The sequence below is a fragment of the Streptomyces sp. DH12 genome (assembly GCF_020873895.1).
GTDB lineage: Bacteria > Actinomycetota > Actinomycetes > Streptomycetales > Streptomycetaceae > Streptomyces.
Genome location: NZ_JAHWGT010001522.1, coordinates 1 through 402, shown reverse-complemented (window position 1 = coordinate 402; position 402 = coordinate 1). Strand labels below are relative to the sequence as shown.

Annotated in this window: 1 pseudogene; it reads right to left on the bottom strand. The window is 71.6% G+C overall.

The features are described from left to right. Positions 1-402 (bottom strand): annotated as a pseudogene (locus tag LPA54_RS40880) (class I tRNA ligase family protein); the annotation flags it as partial.

The following is a 402-nucleotide window of genomic DNA, read 5'->3' as shown; positions in this document are numbered from 1 at the left end:
CTCGGCCGGGCTGTGCTCATTGGTTCCCTCGCTGACGCTCGGGAACTCCACCAGCTCGAAGGGTCGCTGGTACGTCCAGCGCTCCATCTCCGCGCCCGTGAAGGTCTGGCCGGTGGTCTCCCAGCCCTCGCCGAGGGCCTTCTCGACCAGCGGCTCGGCGACGACCAGCTTCTCCTCGCCGTTCGTCGCGACGACGTAAACCACGTCGGGGTGGGCGGCGACCGCCGTGTTGGACACCAGGGTCCACGGGGTGGTCGTCCTCACCAGCAGGGCCGCCTCGCCGGCCAGCGGGCCGGATGTCAGCGGGAAGCGGACGTAGACCGACGGGTCGACGACCGTCTCGTAGCCCTGCGCCAGCTCGTGGTCGGACAGGCCGGTGCCGCAGCGGGGGCACCAGGGGGC